This is a genomic window from Okeania sp., from assembly GCF_983059655.1.
On the sequence record NZ_CEZPJD010000048.1, the window covers coordinates 1 to 20,573 of the forward strand.

The window sequence follows — 20,573 nt, forward strand, 5'->3', positions numbered from 1 at the left end:
TTTTCTAGCTATGTATATTGCTGCTTTTGTTGAGCAATCCAATCAAGAATTAAATCATTAACTATTTCAGGACATTCATCATGAGGACAATGGCCAGCATTATCAATTTCTGTTAATTTTAAACGGGGGTTAAGCTGAACAAACTGACTGGGATTAGCAAATTTGGGAGGAACTAATAAATCTTGCTTACCCCAAATCAATAACATGGGAGTTTCCAGAGTAGGAAGTAAAGCTTTCACACTGGGGCCTAATTTTGTACTACCCATAATCTTAAATAAAATACAAAAGGCACGGGCTGCACCGCGATCGCTTGGCGGTCCAGCTAATATATCTACAAGTTCTTCTGTGATCCGGTCGGGATTACTATAGGCAATTTTGACCCAACGACTAATAATAGAGGGTCTACGAACTACAAAAAATGCAGCCCTTAATAACATTGGGGAAGCAACAATATTTTGAACGAATTCAACAGTGGGTAATAACCAAGGTGGAATTGCTTCGGCCTGAGCTGCTGGATCGGGTAAATTAATCATGATCAGCAATGCAACTATATCTGGATAAGTTGCAGCTGTTACTAGAGACACTAATGAACCGGTAGAGTTACCAACTAATATTACAGGTACTTGAATAAAAGTCTGCCAAAATTCATACACCTGCTCTACCCAAAAACTAGCATCGTAGTTGGCGATCGCTTTTTCAGAGGCACCAAAGCCTACTAAGTCTAGCGCATAAACTGTATGTTTTTCGCTGAGTACATTTATATTATGTCGCCAATGGCCTATTGATGCTCCAAAACCATGCAGCAGTAAAATAGGGGGGTTTTCTAAGTTATGGCCTTCTAAAGTTTTGTCTTTATTTTGGCATCGAACATAAGTATAACGAATCTGCCACCCTCGCCATACCCAGTCCCTTTGACTACCTATTTTTTTTTGCCAGTTGCTAGTAGTATTGCCCACCATAATAATACTTTTTCTCGAAAACTTTTCTACATTTTGTTGAGCAGGGGAGTAGGGGAGTGGGGGAGTAGGGGAGTAGCAAATATAAGAATAATTAACATTAACCTAGCTAAAATTAGCAAAAAAGTGATTGGGCTTGTGCCTATTAGTTGACAACAGAAGTATTGTCCAAGTATAGCACTACTTTTAATAATTGGTATAGTTAAAAATTCCCTAAATATTAAGATTTGCAAAGTGCCAGATACATTACTGTTAGTGCCAGCATTATTTATCTATGATCTTTAGAGAGTCGAGTATCTAAATATCATTGCCAAACTAACGGGACTTGCATAAAAGCCTTAATTTGTGATATTATTATTGCCTGTAGGCCTATCGTAAATCTTGAAAGAGGACTCCCGTATTATCTTTGATTTGATAGTGAGACGGGGCTTGTAAACTGTGCGGGAAATCCACGCAGACAGCCCCTCATAAATTTCAACCAGAAAAATAATTAGAAAAAGGGTGGCGGGGCATCCCGTCCTTAAAGCTCGTGGAGTCCGATGCAGTAGCAGGACTACGAAACGAGAAGCCCACACAATGCGCGTCAGCAAGGGTGTGGGAGTATGTCACCAATAGGCGAAACATTTTTGGCGTTATAATCTTATCAATAGCCGTGGGACACACGGTTGAATAAAAGCGCACTGCCTGCACTGAGGTTCCCTCAGCGTAAAAACGGAGCAAAAAAAGCTTGTGGAGATGGTCTAACTGGGATGCAATTCAGTCTGTTTGATTTGTTATCTAGTTAAGAATTTGTGTTAGCGTAGCTTTGCGCCAGCAAAAAAAGAATATCCCGTTATAATCCTTAGATTTAACGGTGAGAGTGTCAAACCCATAACCTAAAAAGTGTAGCCTGATTTACTATAAATGTCCCTCTAAACAATCGTTTTAAATATACCAATTAATGCCAATCGAAAAAAGAAATAATCGTAATCTCCCTCAAGTTAACAACAATATTCGAGTTCCTAAAATCAGAGCCATTGATGCAGATGGCGCTCAACTGGGAATTATGGATACAGAAGAAGCGTTGCAAATGGCCAGAGAAAAAGAACTAGACCTGGTTATGGTCAGTGATAAAGCTGACCCACCGGTTTGTAGAATAATGGACCATGGGAAGTACATATTTGAGCAGAAAAAGAAAGCACAAGAGGCCAAAAAGAAGCAACATAACGCAGAAGTTAAGGAAGTAAAGATGCGCTATAAAATTGAGGAGCATGACTATAATGTTCGCTTATCTCATGCAAAGCGTTTTCTGGAATCAGGTGATAAGGTTAAGGCCACTATTATGTTCCGAGGCCGGGAAATACAGCACAGTAATCTTGCAGAAGCATTATTGATGCGGATGAAAGAAGACCTAAAAGATTTAGCAGAGGTTCAACAAGCTCCTAAGAGAGAGGGACGCAGTATGATGATGTTGTTATCTCCTAAAAAGTAAAGCAGGATAGTTAAGGCATTGATAACTCCAAAGTGTAGGATAATACTAGTTAACTGTTAGTGGGTGAAGCTAGCTCTCCGTTCTACTTAATAAATTAAGTATATTCCTCTCCTGAGAATTTTCAGGAGGGGATTTAAACTATTGGCAAGAAGTATACTTTGTTAAGTAGGGTTTGCTGAAAAATTCTTATGAGTGAGGGGAAGAGGTCAATAGGGGCGATTTCCTACGGAATGCTCCGCAAATGCGTTTACGTTTGTAAAGCATCTTCGTTGGAAAGTATTCCGGAATGGAAATCGCCCCTACAGGAGTCAGAAGTCAGGAGAAAAGGGAATTAATAGTAGTCGGAAAAATTGAGGGACAATTTTTCTACCATAATCATCCCAAAGTACTAGTGCAGGGTGGCAGAAATAACTAACCAGTTACAAAATCCTAAAAGCTCTACCAATCAATATTTTTGACTGTAATGAAGTGTGTCTTACATTCTGTTTGTGTAGCATTTCCGGAGGAAAGGGGACCTCAGAATTACACACTCGCTTTTGACTTCCGCGTAGTGGCACTAGTTTTATCAAAATAATTGGGTCTAAAACCTCGCCTTTTAAGGCGAAATATTCTTGGAGTCTTGCTCAAATCCTCTTGGGAGGGGGTTAACTTCTGACTTCTAACTTCTGACTTCTGACTTCGTTAAGCAGCTCTTGCCACCGAAAAGCTGGTACTTTTTTCAACCCAAAAACGCTAAAGTCATTATCAGTCAATATGCGCAAGAATTAATCAGCAAGCCCTAAGTATACACTTAAGTTCAATTCAGCAAATTCATGGAACAGAGAAGTTTGAAAAATTACACAGGATTAGGAGATAAACTGCTAATATCCCTAAATCTCCGTTCTGAGGAAGTAGAGCGAACCTTGCTAGTGTTTGCAGTATATACTCTTACTTCTGTAGGATTAATTTGGTTAGAACTAAGTACAGTTAGTTTATTCTTAGACCAGTATGGTGCTGATAAACTACCATGGATATATATTGCCAGTGCTGTTATAGGTTCAGGTCTGGGTTTTGTCTATTCCTGGCTACAAAAAATCATGCCTCTGCGTCGAGTAATAGTAGTAATTCTATTGCTAATGGCAGCGCCTCTGTTTTTATTTCGGTTTGGTATTGGTATTGAAAGTGTACAGATAGCTGGTTTGAGTTTAGCTTTTCTGACTACCTTTATGATGTGGTTGTGGGTAGAAGCTTGTTATTTGCTCAACGATTTGAATACCTCAATCACAGCTAATCAGTTATTTAACATCAGAGAAATTAAGCGAACATATCCAATAATTAGTAGTGGTTTTTTAGTAGCAGGAGTAATTAGTGGATTTTCTCTACCTTTAGTACTATTATTTGCTGGATTGAGTAATGTTACAATAATATCTGGATTAATGATAGTATTTGGCTCAGGCATACTATTATTTTTATCAGAAAAATATCAACAATCTTTTCCAGACTCTAGCCGTTGGATACCAGAAGAAGACGAACAAGAATTTTCTACTCGGAACATCCAAGGACCCCTACAAGGTTATATACTACCATTAATCACATTCTTTGTAATAGCAGAAGTTCTCTATGTATTAATAGACTTTCAATTCTTTTATCAACTAGAACTACAAAACCCAACCACTGATGGAGCAAGTCAAATAGCAACTTTCTTAGGCTTGTTTGAGGGAGTTTTGAGTACCTGCCAAGTAGCAACTCAATGGTTTGCCTCTAGTCGTCTGGTAGAAAGAATTGGAGTTTTTGGTACAGCAATGGTACTACCAATAGGGGCAATAGCTTTAGGCTTATTTTCTTTTACAGGTGCGATAACGGGATTATTTTCAGTATTTATCGGATTAGTAATTCTGAGATTTTTAGATGAGTTACTACACTATACATTAATTGAAACTACTGGACCTGTTTTATTCCAACCTCTACCTGAAAATATTCGTAGTGATGCTCAAACAATGGTAAATGGGGTGGCAGAACCATTTTCTACAGGCTTGAGTGGATTAATAATACTAGCAATTCTCTGGTTATGTAGATTAATATTAAATCCTAGTCAAAGTGGGTTTCAAGACCGACAGGGTCTGATATTTGTTATAGCAATTCTGATATTTGGTTTCATATGGCTGGGAGTAATATGGTTAATTAGAAGCCAATATGTAGGCTTGCTAGTAAGAAGCGCTGGTAAAGGAAGACTTGGTGTTTTAGATGTAGATATGCGGGCACTGAAGCGCTCGGTAGTAGAAACTTTGGAAAAAGGTACATCGGAAGAAGATAAACGTTCCTGTATTGAGTTGCTCAGTCAAATAGATAAAAAAAATGTAGGGGAAATATTGGCTCCACTTTTGCCGGTGATGTCATCTGAATTACAACGTCAAAGTCTGGAAGTAATGTTGAATCATCCTAACCCAACTTATCTAGAAGAAGTACGTTCCCTAGCTCAGACATCAGTACCGCCAGAAGTATTGGCTTTAGCGTTACGCTATATTTGGCTGACAGAATCAGAGCCAGATATTAATCAAATACGACTTTATTTACAACCTTCAGTAGATCCAGTGGTAAGAGGTACTGCAGCAGCTTTAATTATGCGTAGAGGCGATCGAGGACAAAAAGCTGAAGCTACTAATGTTTTACGCAGGATGATTACTTCCAAACTGGAAAAAGAAAGAGTGATGGGTGTTCGTGCTTTGGGTGAAGCAGATTATCTGCAAGGGCTACGATTGTATGTTCCTAGTTTATTACAGGATGAATCTTTACGAGTGCGAAAGTATTGCATGGATGTCATTGCTGCTACTCATTTGGAAAGCTACTATCCCTCTTTATTGCGAGGTTTGTCTTACAAATCAACTCGAGAAGCTGCATTACAAGCGTTGGTTAGGTTAGGTAATGATGGGATTCCGATGTTGGTAAAGTTGGCAGATGATGCTCATAAGTCAGAATTGGCCAGATTACAGGCTTGGAATGCTATTGGTGAAATTGGTACAATTGAAGCCCTGGATGCTCTGGTAAACAGAATGATGACGACTTGGGGTATGACACGCCGTAATATTATGCGAAGGCTGTTGACAATGCCAGGGGAAGTTGGAATTGAGGGGGTGCTTGAACGGGTAGGTCGTAGCGGAGTAGAAATTTTAATTGAGCAAGAGTTGATGTTTCTGGGGCAGGTTTATGGAGCTATAGTAGATTTGTCTGGAGTGGATATGACTTCTACTACTGCTCTATCTCCTATAGTAGAGGAAGCTAATGGAAAACTGACTACTGATTATACACAAATGTTACTGCGGGCATTACAATTGCTGGAGTTAGATGCTATAGAACGGTGTTTCTTATTAATGAAGTTTCTCTATCCGTTAGGAGCTATTCAGGCAGCAGCTTTTAATATTAAGTCTGAATCACGTTCAAATTTAGCCCGTGGTTTAGAAATTTTAGATAATACTGTGGATATTTCCTGTAAGCGATCGCTGATTGATATTTTGGAGCAACACAGTTATGAGGAAAAGTTAAGTAGTTTGTCTGAGATAGTGGTTTATGAACTAATGGCTCCTAGCGAACGTTTACGGCATATGCTAGATTTACGTCATTTTCTTTCTGATTGGGCCTTGGCTTGTTGTTTACAGATGGCTCGTGCAGCTCGTTGGGGTTTAACTGCGGAGCAAACTCTGGTTTGTTTGCGTCATCCTACAGGTTTTGTGCGGGAGGCGGCTTTAGCTTATTTACGGATGGCATCTCAACGTGCTTTGGTTGAATTATTGCCTAATTTGAGAAGTGACCCAGATCCTCTGGTAGCTGCTCAAGTAGAACAAATGATTGTTGAATTTGGGATTGGTTAATAATAGCAGGGTAGTTGTCTTCAATAATTAATAATTAATAATTAATAATTAATAATTAGGGTTTGCTGAAAAAGTCTTTTTGCTCGCTAATTATCCGGACATAATATAACCATTAAAATTTACTCAAAAAAACATGATTATTAAATTTATTTATTCATCAAAGGGAAGGGTGTAAAGGTTATGCTGACCAGTGTAGAGCGTCTTTTATTTATTAGAGCTGTGCCAATTTTTAGAGAATTAAGAGATGATTTCTTAGTACGTTTAGCTTCTGTTATGGATGAGCTATCTTTTCCTAATAGTCATAGTATTTTTACTGAAGGGCAAGAGGGAAGGTCTCTTTATATCGTGGTATCTGGTAAAGTTAAAGTTCATTTGGCAGACCGAGAGTTAGCAAGGTTAGAGCAAGGAGCTTGTTTTGGTGAAATGTCTTTGTTTGATGCTGAACCTCGTTCTGCTTCTGTGACTACTTTAGAAATTTGTGAGTGTTTGATGTTAACTCAAATGCAACTTTATGATGCAATTGATGAAACACCGGATATTGCTATTAATATTATTCGTTTATTGTCTCGTCGTATTCGTGAACTTAATCAAAAACTTAATGCCAGGGAAAATAATATGGCTACTACTAAAGTGGCCGAGTTTCGTTAGTTTACTAAAAATACTCAGTAAATTGGTTTTGTCTAAGCAAAACCAACATAGTTTTTATCATAAAAAAGCAATATGATTTGAGTTGTGAGATATTGAAAACTTTTAGGGAACAGGGAATAGGGAACAGAGAAGAAGAAAAAATGTATCATCTGAATATAATAATTGCTATATTCTATACTTTTAAGGAACATCTCAATTCTTACAACTGATTCCTGATTTCTATATTTTTTCTTATAGCACTATGTGCTAGAGAATAGGGAATAGCAAACTGTCATTTCAGTTATCAGTACCTCTAGCTGTTTGCGGAGCATTCCGTAGGAAAGCAAGAGGCTTGAAGTACGGAATTATTTTTTTTTATCCCCTTAAAAGGGGAGGCGCATACCCACGATTCTTCGGTAAAAGGGTTTTAGGATTAAAAGATGCCCTAAGCAATTCTTGTAGTGCTATAGTACACAAGCTAGACAGGAAATGTAAGGCTACAAAATTGTGACTATATGACTAGAATAAACGAAAAATAAATGGATAACTATAAGGCTTATTCGGATTATTCATCACATTGAGAATGGCAATAATTGGCATAACAAAACTAATGATTGCTAACAAAACTAATAAAGGAAAACCAATAAGTAACGAGGTTAATATACCGAATATAAGAGCGTAAAAATAAATATTAATATGAAAATTCAAAGATTCTTTAGCATTAGTTTTTACAACTGAATCATCAGTTAAGAATAAGATAGCTATTGGTATTCCTACAGATATAATAGTTGTACTCAAGAAAATTGCTCCATGACATAAAACTGATAGAATTTTTCTTTTGTCAGCATCCATTAAATATTTCTCCTGATTCAAATTAGATAGGGCTTGCTGATTAAATATCACGCGCATTGACTGATAAAGGTAAGTGCCTTTTTAGGTATTGAAAAAGTACAAGGTTTTCGTTGTCGGTAGCTCAAAAAGTTAGGATTTTGGACTGACTATTGCAGAAAAATCAAGGGATAATTCTTTCTACTGCTTCCTCGCTCCCATACACATTTCTCCTGTCTCCTACAAAGAGTAAAAAGACTTTCCATACGCAAACCCTAGATATTTGTTTTTTCACACCAAAGAACAAGAGGCATAGGCCAGTAATTTAGTGGTTATGAAATTGACTTAAGTATAATTATAGCTCTGTTGTTTGTTTTGTTTTCTGATGGATAGGGATTTCAATTAAACATGAAGTATGATGTCCACAAACTAAAACTCCGATCGTAAGCATTTCCTGCGGAATGTTTACAACTTGCCTTTGAGCATAAATTATTCAATTATTTAGTTTTAATTTGTTTAATTCTATTTATTTGTTTTTTATTTTAAGGCGATATATATAGTACTTTGAGTGTGGATTATTTGATAATTATAAATATATTAAATATTTTATAGCAGTTCTCATACTGGTAAGGTACAAAAACCCTTAATTTTAGGGAGTAGGGAGTAGGGAGTAGGGAGTAGGGAGTAGAAAAATAAAAACAACTGTACCTCACTAATTTGAGAAACGCTATATTCTAGATAAATATATAATATGATTAACTGTTGCATATTTTAGGGGTTAAACTAAATAATGTCCATTGAAATTGAAACTGAATTGCAAACAGCCGTAGATAAACGGCGTAACTTTGCAATTATTTCTCATCCTGATGCGGGTAAAACTACTCTTACAGAAAAACTTTTGTTATATGGAGGTGCTATTCATGAAGCTGGTGCAGTAAAGGCTAAAAGAGCGCAACGTCATGCTACCTCTGACTGGATGGAAATGGAACAACAACGGGGTATTTCTATTACCTCAACTGTTTTACAATTTGAATATCAAAACTGTCAAATTAATCTCTTAGATACTCCTGGTCACCAAGATTTTAGTGAAGATACATATAGAACTTTAGCTGCAGCAGATAATGCTGTAATGTTAGAAGATTCTGCTAAAGGTTTAGAACCTCAAACTCGCAAATTATTTGAAGTATGTAAGATGCGAAAACTACCCATTTTTACATTTTTTAATAAGATGGATAGACCAGGAAGAGAACCTTTAGAACTCTTGGATGAAATAGAAAAGGAATTGGGTTTAAAAACATATCCTGTAAATTGGCCTATAGGTATGGGCGATCGCTTCAAGGGAGTTTTTGATAGGAGAAAGAAAGAAATTCATCTATTTGAGCGTAGTGTTCATGGTAGTAAAGCTGCAAGAAATACGGTAGTAAATTTGGGCGACCCTCGTATCGAAGACTTACTGGAACAAGATCTTTATTATCAACTTAAAGAAGACATAGAATTGCTGGAGGAATTAGGTTCAGATTTAGACTTGGAACAGATACATAAAGGTGAAATGACACCTGTATTTTTTGGCAGTGCTATGACTAATTTTGGGGTGCAATTATTCTTAGATGCTTTTTTAGAATATGCTCTAAAACCGGGTACTCATAAAAGTACAGTAGGTGAAATTTCTCCTACTTATCAAAATTTTACTGGATTTGTGTTTAAATTGCAGGCGAATATGGACCCTAAACACCGAGATAGGGTGGCATTTATTCGAGTTTGCACGGGAAGATTTGAAAAAGATATGACTGTTAGTCATGCCAGAACAGGTAAAACAGTTAGATTATCTCGCCCACAAAAGTTATTTGCTCAAGATAGAGATTCTATTGAAACTGCTTATCCAGGGGATATAATTGGTTTAAATAATCCAGGGGTATTTGCTATAGGAGATACTATTTATAATGGCAAGAAATTAGAGTATGAAGGTATTCCTTGTTTTTCACCAGAAATATTTGCTTATTTAAGAAATCCTAATCCTTCTAAATTTAAGCAATTTCGGAAGGGAGTTAATGAGTTACGAGAGGAAGGTGCTGTACAAATTATGTACTCTGCGGATGAGGCAAAAAGAGACCCTATTTTGGCTGCTGTTGGGCAACTTCAATTGGAGGTTGTTCAGTTCCGAATGCAAAATGAATATGGAGTTGAAACTAATTTGGAAATGTTGCCTTTTACTGTGGCGCGTTGGGTTAATTCTGGTTGGGATGTACTGCGACAAGTTGGGAGGTTATTTAATACTGTGGCTGTAAAAGATAGCTGGGGACGACCTGTTTTATTGTTCAAAAATGAGTGGAATTGTCAACAAGTAGAGTCTGAACATCCAGAATTAAAATTGAATACTACTGCACCAGTAGTTTCTGGTCAAGAACCAGAATCTTTGTAAAAGGATGAAATGAAGAAGATAAAGAGGAATTTTTGATTTTACTGTAAGCATTTAGCAAAAGCAATTGAAAAATAATTACAACAGTTTCCAGGTATTTGAGGTACAAATATTAAATATAAAACCCTTGTATCACAGGCATCTTGCCTGTCATGGGTATACCTCATTCATGCGGAATCAACCGTGAAAGTTACTGCTACAGTACGTTACTTTAACCTTAAAAGGAATTATTCATTATTTTCTTATAGCTGACTGTTAACAACTTAATGCTTACATATTACTTTTCTTCTTTATTCTTCGAGCAAAGTGAGCTAAATATTCTCAGGTATTAAAGATTTTAGCATCATAAATATCAACTATTATCTATTCAATTAATAATTAAATAATTCAGCTTTTAAGCCTTTCCTTTAAAGGATATTTTTTTTTCTTAAGCATCAATCGTGCCATAAAAAGGTAAAGGCAATTATTAATTATTAATTTTTAATAGCTAAACAATATATAACCTTAATTTTAACAATGATAATTCCAAATATTACTTACCTAGAGGTTAACAATATTGAATTAAAGCTTGATGTTTATAAACGACTAAATACCAAAGAACCAGTTCCAACATTAATTTACTTTCACGGCGGTGGTTGGGTATCTGGCACAAAAGAAAGTCGCCTCTTTAATCTATTACCTTATTTGAAAATGGGCTGGGCAGTAGTTAATGTCCAATACCGATTAGCTAATGTTTCTCATGCACCTGCTGCCGTCGAAGATTGCCTTTGCGCTCTTAGATGGGTAATTCGACAAGCAGGTAAATATGGTTTTGATATTAACAAACTTGTTGTATCTGGTGATTCTGCTGGTGGTCATCTTGCTCTGACTACAGGTATGCTAACTGCTAGTGGTTTTGATAGTCAATGTCCCGGTAATGAAGAACTAAAAGTAGCAGCAATTGTCAATTGGTATGGCATTACGGATGTAGGAGATTTGCTTGAAGGAGAAAATATGAAATCCTATGCACTAGAGTGGTTGGGAAGCGCTAAAGACCGCATGGAAATTGCCGAGCGTGTTTCTCCCCTTAATTACCTAAGAAGTGATTTACCACCAATAATTAGCATACATGGTGATGCTGATACTGTCGTTCCATACAGTCAAGCTGTTCAGCTTCACCAAGGTTTAGAACGACTAAAAGTTCCCAATAAATTAATTACTATTCCTAATGGTGGTCATGGTAATTTTACGAGGGATGAAATTTTGGATATCTACGAAACTATTCACAAATTTCTGGATACCCACGTAGTTAATAAAAAATTGGAAAATTACTAAGCTAGTCTTCATTCAACAACAGACATCTCCAGAAAAGAGGGAGCAGGCAGCAAGGAGAAATAATTGATGATTTATGCGGAATAATTGATTTGATTCTTTATTATAGGAGATATCTAATAGACATCTACTATAATCTACCTGAAACCACTATAACAAGGTTGTTAAATCTTAATTTCCGGAGAGGTATAATGAAACGAAACACAATTATTATTCTATCAATTATATGTTTACTAACTGTAGGAATTGCAGAATTTTCTAGAGAAAAATTAATCACAGCAAATTTATCAGGAGATATTAGTATCACCCTAGACAATGCACTATGGAAACAAGCAGAAAAAAATATTACCTATCAAGATATTACCTTAGATTTAGTTTGTCAAAAATTCCAATGCGAAACAGAAATATGGGGTTTTGCTCCAACATTTAATCAAGCAGACCATGACGGTATTGTTGACATTATCAAAAAAGATAATACCTGGCAATTGGAAGTAAAAATAAATATTAATCCTGACCCTTGGAGCAGCGGTGGAATAGCTAAATATTTAATCGAATTACAAACTGATAAAAAAGATAAACAACAGATAGTTGGTAATTATTCAGGCACCTTTAATCAACAACTTGTCAGTGGAAAAGTTACAGGAAATATTGCACCCTATTCCCCCAGAAAAATATCAAACCACACACCCATCTCAGCCAGAGAGCATCCACGGCTAATTTTCCGTCAAAATCAACTTGCAGAATTACGAGAAAAAGCCAATACTCCTATGGGTAAAGCTATTTTGGCTAGACTCGAAAATACTCTCCAAAAAAAAATATATTATGAAGCATTTGTTCCCAATGGTGGATATCATGCAGCAGGTCATTGTTTCCTATCCCTATTAAACGATGACCCTCAAGCAGCAGAGACAGGATGGCAAATAGTAGAAAAATCCCTGAATAACCCTGGCCCACGATTGTTGGAACACGCCCCTATTGTGGCAGGTGTCGCCCTGGCCTACGACCTCTGTTATAACGCTTGGAGTGAGCAACGGGTACAAAAAATTACAGACTGGTTAGCCCAACAGACAAATCTCTTAATTGCAGGTACTCGTGGTAAAGGTTGGAACCCGACTGCTTGGAGTAATTGGAATGGCAGGGCGCGGGGGGCTGCGGGTTTGGCAGCATTGGCTATTTTATCTGAACCGAAACAGTTTTTTTCTCAACCTACTGATGTGAGACGACTGTTGAAAATTTCTGAACGGAATATTCAGCGTTATGTTGATACTGCAGTAGGCGATCGCTCTTTTGGTACTGAGGGAGACCTTTATGCTATTGAACCTTGGAAATTAACGCTTCTACCATTTTTTCAAGCTTATGAAAATGTTCTGGGCAAAGATTTGGTGAAAAATTCTAATGCGGAATGGTTTTTGTCTCACTATGTGATGCGGATAGTTGGGGAAAAGGGTGATGTGTCGGTGCCTACTTACGGGCGTCATCGTCTGGCTCCGGTAAAGTCGCTATTTTCTCTCGGATGGAATAGCGTACCAGAAGAATTTTTGCCTGGGGTGATGTGGTTTTTTAATCGTCATTTTGGTTGGGAGGGCGATCGCTCTTTTGGTATTCATATGAATTTCCCCCATGAGGCTGCTTTTATCCTGGAGGCTTATCCTGAGAGTTTAATGGGTGTTTCGGATGGTTCGCCGGAAGGTTTTGTGGAAAGATTGTTGAATTTTAATTTTTTTACTGGTTTAAGACCAAAAAATCCAGCAAAGGTATTTGGGCGGGTATTGGTGGATGATGAAAAAGGTTTTTATCTGTTTCGTAACGAGTGGCGGGATAAGAATGATTTTTTGGCAAGTATTTATTTGAAGCAACAACCTTTGAAAAGTTCGTGGTCATTTCCGGAAGCTGGTGGTTTCCGCATTTGGGGTTTGGGAGGACGTTGGGCGAGTGCTGGCCCTGATAATGGTAAAAGAGGGGATGAAAATGTTGTGGTTGTGGGAGAGATGCCTGGAAAAGGAGCTGCTCAACCAAGGTTTTTTGAGGCGGAGATAGATGGGTCGGGGGTTGTGAGTATGGGTATGGATAATGTGTTTGAAAATAATGGTTTTGAGTTGTTGCGGTCTTTTGCTGTTGACTATAGTGGGGTGTCGGGCGTACCTGGTTTGTTTGTGGTGGTGGATAGGTTTTCTGGGGATACGCCGGAGAAAGTTTGGGTGATGCATACTCAGGAGCAGGTGGTTGTTGAGGATAATGGTTTTCTGTTAAAAGCTGATTCTGGGGCTACGATGAGGGCAACTTTTGTTACGCCTGCTGAGGTTAAGGTTGATGTTGAGGAGACTCAGAGGGGTCGGAAAATATTGGTTAGTGGGGGTGAGAATTTTTTTGTGGTGATGACTGTGCAAAATGATGTGATTCCGGACCTTGAGATTTTGGGTAGTGGTTTAAATGCTGAGGTTAAAGTTGGGGAGAGGATAATTTTGTTTAGTGAAGATAGAGTTGTTTTGAGAAAGTAAGCTGTTTATAGAGTCTATAGGGGTTTGGTCTGTAAACCTAGACATCAAAGTATTGCTAATTAGGGTTTGCTGAAAAAGTCTTTTAGCAGGGGGAAGAGTCACGAGACAGGAAACAATGGGATAGGTGTACTTCCAAATCGTGAGAAAGGCTATATAGCACTACGTACTAAGGTTAGGACATTTCCCAATCCTAAAAACCTTTGACAGTCTACTATTCCCTGTTCCCTATTCCCTATTCCCTATTCCCTAGCGCGTAGCGCCATATAGAAACTCTGAAGGTATCTCTAAAAACTTAGGCAATACAGAATTACGGATATTTTCATTCTCAAAAGCTCCTAAAAAAAATCGGCGGGTCAAAAGATTTTTACTACCATTGTCACAATTTTTGTGATATTCTAAGAGTTAGATGGGGTTGCTCGCCTATATGCATGATTTTTTATTCAACTAAGTTTGCTGATAGATTCACAAAGTTGTCTCAGGAGCAATACCAGAAATATTTTCATCTTGTGAAGCTTCTAAAAGCAAATAGCTTGACCTCCATTTATACTCACCAGAAAACTATCAATATTTTCATTCTCAAAAGCTCCTGAAAAAATCAGCGGGTCAAAAGATTTTCACTACCATTGTCACAATTTTTGTGATATTCTAAGAGTTAGATGGGGTTGCTCGCCTATATGCATGATTTTTTATTCAACTAAAATAGTATAGTTTAAAGTGCAATCAAAAATATTGTAGAAAAGAATATCAAGGAAAAAGACACCTTTAGAGCTTCTATAAATATAGAAATTTATGTTATTCAATATTTCATCTAGTTATCTGTAAATTCGTATTAAAAATCTATATTTTACCGAAAATCTTGGTTTAAAGCCTCCCCTTTTAAGGGGATCAAAAAGAAATTTCTGCATTTCAAGCCTCCCTATTGCAGAGGTGAGGATGTCAACTTCCCTTTTTTCTTGAATTTAGGTAATCATTTACTCCGGAATGCTGCGCAAACAGCCGTCAGCTATTAGCTATTAATTTTGGGTCTACGTCAAAGCAACCTTTGAAATTTAAAAAGAATAAAAAGTTACTGTCAAAGTACCAGGATAAAACCTCAGAAATAATTATTCATTACTAATTGCTGTTTGCGTAGCATTCCGTAGGAATAGCTAAATGCTTAATCAACTTAAGGTTATTTATATTCAATGTTCCATCTAAATCATCCGTGAATCCCTGTCAAAAATCAGTGTTTTGCCTTCCTTAGCTTCCCAAATTACTACTCCTTATTCTCTCCAACAAAATGTTTCATCTAATCATCCGTGAATTCGTGTAAAACTCCGTGTTTTGTCTTTCTGATTTCCCGAATTACTACTCCATTATTCTCTCAAACAAATGTTCCATCTCAATCATCCGTAAATCAGTGTAAAAAATCCATGTTGTAACTTCTCTATTTCCCAAATTACTACTCCCTACTCCCTACTCCCTAAATCAAACAAAATGATTAAAATTCTCCATCTTTCCGACATTCATATTGGCAGTGGTTTTTCCCATGGTCGTATCAACCCAGAAACAGGTTTAAACACCCGTCTCGAAGACTTTATTTCCAGTCTAAAACTTTGTATAGATAGAGCAATTTCCGAACCAGTAGATTTAGTATTATTTGGAGGAGATGCTTTTCCAGATGCTACTCCCGCACCATACATAAAACAAGCTTTTTCTCGTGAATTACGTCGTTTAGTAGATGCTAAAATTCCTACAGTCTTATTAGTAGGAAATCACGACCAACATTCCCAGGGCCAAGGAGGAGCAAGTTTAGGTATTTATAGTACTTTAGGAGTGCCTGGAGTAGTGGTAGGCGATCGCTTAGAAACTCACAATATTCAAACTAAGAATGGTGCTATTCAGGTGATTACTTTGCCTTGGTTAACTGCTTCTAGTTTAATGACAAAATCTGAGACTGAAAGTTTATCGATGGGTAAAGTTAATGAGTTATTAATTGAAAAATTGAAGTTAGTATTAGAATCAGAAATTCGCCAATTAAACCCAGAAATTCCGACAGTACTTTTAGCTCATTTAATGGCAGATAGAGCGAGCTTAGGTGCAGAACGTTTTTTAGCTGTGGGTAAAGGTTTTAATATTCCTGTTTCTTTGTTAAATCGTGATTGTTTTGACTATGTAGCTTTGGGTCATGTTCATAAACATCAAAATTTGAATAAGTCTAATAATCCACCCATTATTTATCCGGGAAGTATTGAAAGAGTAGATTTTAGTGAAGAGAAAGAAGAGAAAGGTTTTGTTTTACTTGAATTAGAAAAAGGTGCAGTAAAATGGGATTTTTGTGCTTTGCCTGTGCGAAATTTTTATACTATTAAAATTAACGTTTCCGAAGCAGAAAATCCACAAACTGAATTGTTAAAATCTATTAGTAAAACTCAGATAAAAGATGCTGTAGTGCGGTTAATTTATCAGTTACGTTCCGAGCAGTTAGATTTGATTGATAATGGAGTATTACATCAAGCTTTAAGTGAGGCACATACTTATACTATTCAACCAGAATTAGTCAGTCAGTTAGCAAGACCCCGCTTACCAGAATTGGCAAAAGGCAATAGTATCGATCCGTTAAAAGCATTAAAAACTTATTTAGAAAGTAGGGAAGATATTCAAGATATTCAAGAAGAAATGTTGGAAGCTGCGGCTAAATTACTATCAGATGGAGTAGATTTATCAGCAGAAAATTCTGAGAGTCAGTTAAGTTTGTTTAGGGAATAGACATTTTCAGGCAACAGGCAACAGGGAGAAATAATTGATAATTTATGGATAATAATTGATTTTATTTTGGGTTTTGGAGATGCCTAATAATTGCTCTTTCTATTCTCACTTTTTCCTCACCTTTACTAATAGGACGCGTTTCAATAATTGATAATTCATAATGGATAATTGATAATTACCTCTCCCTAAAAGGAAGAGGATTGAATAAAAGGAAAATTTTTTCTCTCTTGGTCGATTGGATATGGTTAGGAAACCCATCCATCCCACCCTACGGGAAGCTCCGCTTTTCGCGCCAGCGTTGCAAAGCAAACGACCGCTTGTTTCTCCTTTAAAGGAGAGGCATTTTACCTTAATTATTCGGTAAAAATAACCCGAAAAGTTTTTTTAACTTTGTCTAGCAGAAGTCCCGCACCATAGTTGACTTGGTGTCGGGATGAATGCGTCCTAGCCCTGAATCATTTTGTCTACTTCTAAACGTTTATCTTTAATATCATCAGGTAAATTATCTATGAAATCGCTGATTACCTGCGTCATTGTTTTCTGTTTTTTTACTGCATATAATCTCAACTTATCTAATCTTTCTTTGCTTATTCGACAATGTAATGATTCTTTCATAATTATATGCTGCATTTATGTATACAAACTATTATAATAAATATGTGGTCGAAAAGGAAAAGATAGATGAGAATAGCCTACCAATACAAGCTGCGTCCAACGAAAGAGCAAGCAGAAAAAATAAACAAGACATTAGATATGTTGCGGTGTCAATATAACTATATGTTGGCAGAAAGGTTTGATTGGTGGGAGCAGAATCATTGCCCGATTAATTCTTGTCCTCTGATATGTCATCTTCCTGCTCTTAAAGACCAACCAACAAGATTTAGTCAGCAAAAGTCATTAACTCAATTAAAAATAGATAGACCGTGGTATAAAGAAATTCATTCTCAAGTATTACAAGAAGTGTCAAAAAGAGTTGAATTAGCTTTTGATAGATGGTTAAAAGGCGATGTTAATGGTAAACGATTAGGTAAACCAAGATTCAAAGGAAAAGGTCAGTATAAAACATTTACTTATCCTCAATTTAAACAACATCATTTTGTTAATAACAAAGTCAAATTATCTAAAATTGGTGATGTTAAGGTGATTGTGCATAGACCTATCCCAGACGGATTTACTATCAAAACAGTATCAGTCACTAGGAAATCTAATGGTTTTTTTGTCACTTTCAGCTTAGAAGACAAGTCTGTACCTGAAATTAAACCAGATATTAAACGAGGTGAAATGGTAGGTATAGATGTAGGTCTTATAGATTTCTTTGTTACTTCTGATAATGAATCAATTGCAGCTCCTAAATACCTGAGAAAGTCTGAAGGAAAGCTCAAGTCAGCACAAAGGAAAGTGTCCAGAAGAAAGAAAGGTTCTAAACGTAGACAAAAAGCAATTAAACAATTAGCCAAGAAACATAGAAAAGTAGCTGATACTAGAAAAGATTTTCACTTTAAAACTGCTAATAATTTATTATCTAAATATGACATTATTGCAGTAGAAAAGCTAAACATCAAAGCCATGGTTAAATCTAGATTAGCTAAGTCTGTACATGATGGTGCGACCTGAACTGGTTGTGTGAAACGGAGAGCCGACTCTCCTAGGGGTTTTCCATCCCCTACCCTCATGGAGTAATCCGTCAAGAATGGTACGACACATTTAGAGTAAGTAATGAAATAGATGGAATGCAGTCGCCAAAAGTAACCAAAGCTGATAGGACAAATCGGTCAGGAGCAAGAGGGAGAAGTGGAAAGATGAACATAGACTAAGCTAATGACTAAACTGCGTCATACAGAAAAGAGCCAAAGTCCCTGATAGGCTCTAACCAAAAGGTAAACAGGTGGTATGAAAGCTCGTCATTCTTTCATAAATGGAAACAAAATCCCTGTCGCAGAAGAGTTAGCCATCTTAACCACAACGAAAACTTTACATAACACAACAGGATAAGTCCTACAAGGTCTAGCGAAAAGGTCGAAATCCGCTAGTAAGCCAAGAGCAATCAAAGCCAAATCCCTTGGAGGATAAAGGATGGAGGAAAAAGCGAACGCCTACTTGTAATCAGTAGGATAAGGGTTCAAAATTTGCCCTTGAACGAAAGAAATAGCAGACTTCCTCTGGGTAACATACGGAAATGATAATTACAAAAGGGGAAACTTCAAGACTATATTAACTAACAAAGCCGTTAGCGAAGCTCCTCTGAAAGAGGAAAAAGCTGGTCAGTTAATTGTAGAAGTTAAACCTCATGGAACGTCAAATGAATGTAGTAATTGTGGGCATAAAGTCAAGAAAACTTTGGCTCAAAGACAGCATCAATGTCCTAACTGTAATTTATCAATTGGTAGAGACTTAAATGCTGCAATTAATATTAAAAATAGAGCCAAAGTATTGATTAAAGACTTGCTACCACCAATCAAATTTGAATCATATAAAGGTACTCAATTGAGCCTATTCTAAATCAATTGGAGAGGCCGGGCATTCCTTGTTAGCTCAGTTTATGTCTACATAGTAGAGTCGCTGAGAAGCCCGCTTTGTAGCTTGTCTCAAAGTCGGGAGTATGTCACCCAAATCTATATCCAAAACCTCTAACTGTAATCACATACTCTGGTTTACTAGGATTTAACTCTAGTTTTTCCCGTAACCAACGAATATGAACATCAACAGTTTTACTATCCCCAATAAAATCAGGTCCCCAAACTTGTTCTAATAATTGTTCACGAGACCAAACTCTGCGTGGATAACTCATAAATAGCTCAAGTAAGCGAAATTGTTTGGGGGAAATTTTCACTTCTTGAGATCTAACAGTTACTCGACACTCTTCTGGATAAAGAACTATATCTTTATATTGAAGCATAATTGGTTGAGGAAGTTGACCTAGACGTTGGCGACGCATCAGAGACCGACAACGAGCCATAAATTCCCGTATCCCAAAAGGTTTAGTCAAATAATCATCCGCTCCAGCTTCTAAATAGAAAGCACAATTATTCGCACTGCCTCTTGCTCCTAAAATCATGATTGGTATTGAATTACCTTGATGTCTTAACATCCGGCATAGATCTAAACCATTAATTGAGTCAAGAATTAGAAGATTGAAAGAAGGTTCACTTTGAATGGATGAAAAATTCTGAACCGTAGGAATTACACTACGTCCGTCTGGAGCAATAACTACTTCACAACCTTGTTCTTCTAGAGCTAAGGCTAACATATCCCGAAATAGCTCTTCAGATTCTAATAGCAAAGCTTTGCTAGTTGTTATACCAGGCTTGAAAAGATCTTTGCCTAGATCGGGGGAAAACATAAATATCGCTTTTGATGTGTTTGACAGTAAATCATTAATATTGCCTGAGGTGAATATTTAGGCGATCGCTAATTTTGTAGCTAATTAACTTAATTAATGCTCAACCATCCAACAGCTAAAAGCACTGGATTTTTTATCCATTCATACAACGCATTCTGACTTTGAAATATTGCTGTTGCTATACTAATGGTAGAAATAGCAGGGCCTGCTCTATAGTCAGGCCATTGGTCCTTTTTTGGGATAAGTATCAAGTTAGTAAGCATTGCCCACTTCCATATTGCATTGTTGTGCTGGATACAAAACTTGGATGTCCTTATATTATGTCTAATAGGTTAAACAAAAGTTAACTTAAGGTTATCATAAGGTTAAATTATTTTTTAATGACACGCCCTAGCTATCAGCCGAAAAATTGGTACATATACAGCACTTACACACGCATATCAAATTATACACAATCTGCAGGGGCGTTAACGATAGTTATGGGCAAGCTTTCGGCCGTTTGCTGACTCATAGCTCCGATAGGAGGGGTAAAA

General features: G+C 36.9%; 12 protein-coding genes. 9 read left to right on the plus strand and 3 right to left on the minus strand.

What is annotated here, in order from left to right:
- Positions 1–8 precede the first annotated feature (8 nt).
- Positions 9–959, minus strand: coding sequence for an alpha/beta fold hydrolase (locus AC3DU7_RS05130; RefSeq protein ID WP_488038277.1), 951 nt, complete (start codon positions 957–959; stop codon positions 9–11).
- Between the two features lie 937 nt (positions 960–1,896).
- On the opposite strand from AC3DU7_RS05130, the gene infC reads away from it, so the two are divergent.
- The 3 genes from infC (at position 1,897) to AC3DU7_RS05145 (ending at position 6,920) form a co-directional block, all read left to right on the plus strand.
- The gene (gene infC, locus AC3DU7_RS05135; protein WP_488038278.1) at positions 1,897–2,427 is read left to right on the plus strand and encodes a translation initiation factor IF-3; all 531 of its coding nucleotides are present in this window, start codon (positions 1,897–1,899) and stop codon (positions 2,425–2,427) included.
- 812 nt (positions 2,428–3,239) lie between these two features.
- Positions 3,240–6,272 carry a HEAT repeat domain-containing protein gene (locus AC3DU7_RS05140; RefSeq protein ID WP_488038279.1) on the plus strand — a complete coding sequence of 1,011 codons (3,033 nt, stop codon included), beginning with the start codon at positions 3,240–3,242 and terminating at the stop codon, positions 6,270–6,272.
- A gap of 180 nt (positions 6,273–6,452) precedes the next feature.
- Positions 6,453–6,920: a Crp/Fnr family transcriptional regulator gene (locus AC3DU7_RS05145; RefSeq protein ID WP_488038280.1), complete on the plus strand. Its 468-nt coding sequence runs from the start codon at positions 6,453–6,455 to the stop codon at positions 6,918–6,920.
- Positions 6,921–7,418: 498 nt separating this feature from the next.
- Here the strand turns inward: AC3DU7_RS05145 and AC3DU7_RS05150 are convergent, their stop codons facing one another.
- Positions 7,419–7,808 carry a DUF4870 domain-containing protein gene (locus tag AC3DU7_RS05150; protein WP_488038281.1) on the minus strand — a complete coding sequence of 130 codons (390 nt, stop codon included), beginning with the start codon at positions 7,806–7,808 and terminating at the stop codon, positions 7,419–7,421.
- Positions 7,809–8,517: 709 nt separating this feature from the next.
- Between AC3DU7_RS05150 and AC3DU7_RS05155 the strand changes: the two genes are divergently transcribed.
- From AC3DU7_RS05155 to AC3DU7_RS05180, 6 genes are all read left to right on the plus strand, one after another.
- Positions 8,518–10,146, plus strand: coding sequence for a peptide chain release factor 3 (locus AC3DU7_RS05155; protein WP_488038282.1), 1,629 nt, complete (start codon positions 8,518–8,520; stop codon positions 10,144–10,146).
- A 513-nt stretch (positions 10,147–10,659) separates the two neighbouring features.
- On the plus strand, positions 10,660–11,457 hold the full coding sequence (locus AC3DU7_RS05160) for an alpha/beta hydrolase fold domain-containing protein (RefSeq protein WP_488038283.1): 798 nt from the start codon (positions 10,660–10,662) through the stop codon (positions 11,455–11,457).
- Between the two features lie 188 nt (positions 11,458–11,645).
- Positions 11,646–13,952 carry a hypothetical protein gene (locus AC3DU7_RS05165; RefSeq protein WP_488038284.1) on the plus strand — a complete coding sequence of 769 codons (2,307 nt, stop codon included), beginning with the start codon at positions 11,646–11,648 and terminating at the stop codon, positions 13,950–13,952.
- A gap of 1,476 nt (positions 13,953–15,428) precedes the next feature.
- Positions 15,429–16,700, plus strand: a complete 1,272-nt coding sequence (gene sbcD, locus AC3DU7_RS05170) for an exonuclease subunit SbcD (protein ID WP_488038285.1) — start codon at positions 15,429–15,431, stop codon at positions 16,698–16,700.
- Between the two features lie 681 nt (positions 16,701–17,381).
- Positions 17,382–18,314, plus strand: coding sequence for an RNA-guided endonuclease InsQ/TnpB family protein (locus AC3DU7_RS05175; RefSeq protein ID WP_488038286.1), 933 nt, complete (start codon positions 17,382–17,384; stop codon positions 18,312–18,314).
- A 627-nt stretch (positions 18,315–18,941) separates the two neighbouring features.
- Positions 18,942–19,199, plus strand: a complete 258-nt coding sequence (locus AC3DU7_RS05180; protein WP_488038288.1) for a transposase — start codon at positions 18,942–18,944, stop codon at positions 19,197–19,199.
- Between the two features lie 103 nt (positions 19,200–19,302).
- Here AC3DU7_RS05180 and AC3DU7_RS05185 read toward each other — a convergent pair whose 3' ends face one another.
- Positions 19,303–20,040, minus strand: coding sequence for a winged helix-turn-helix domain-containing protein (locus tag AC3DU7_RS05185; RefSeq protein WP_488038287.1), 738 nt, complete (start codon positions 20,038–20,040; stop codon positions 19,303–19,305).
- Positions 20,041–20,573: the final 533 nt, after the last annotated feature.